The 439-nt window shown below is 53.5% G+C and carries 1 protein-coding gene; it reads right to left on the bottom strand.

Features of this window, described 5'->3' with window-relative positions:
- Positions 1-439 (bottom strand): E3 binding domain-containing protein (locus M3175_RS26060; RefSeq protein WP_251524609.1); only part of this gene is annotated, 439 nt, incomplete at both ends.

A 439-nucleotide genomic window follows, 5' to 3' on the forward strand; every position in this document is an offset into this window, starting at 1 on the left:
CAGCAACACGGGCGCGTAAACGTGTCATTGGCACACGTTTGTCTGCACGTTGACCGACGGCATTGGCAACCACTTGACCGTTGTCTGCTTTAATCGCATTGTTGGCTTTTAAGGTTGGGTTTGCCATGTCTTCTTTGGTCACACGGCCGCCACGACCTGAACCTTCAACGTCTGCAGGATTGACGCCTGTGGTATTCGCTGCTTTACGAACTGCTGGGCTTTGGTCTTTATAATCTGCTTCAGAAGTCGCTTGAGCGGTAGGCGCTTGTTGTGCAGCTGCAGGCGCGGCTTCAGCTTGGGCAGTCGGTGCTAGGGTTTCAGCAGGTTGGCTTGCTGGTGCAGCCGCGGTTGCGCCTTCAGTCAGCTCACCGATGACTTCAGCAGAAAGCACTGTGTCATCAACTTGTTTGAGAATTTTGCTAAGCACACCGTCAGCTTG

The organism is Robertmurraya korlensis (genome assembly GCF_023715225.1).
Taxonomy (GTDB): Bacteria; Bacillota; Bacilli; order Bacillales; family Cytobacillaceae; genus Robertmurraya_A.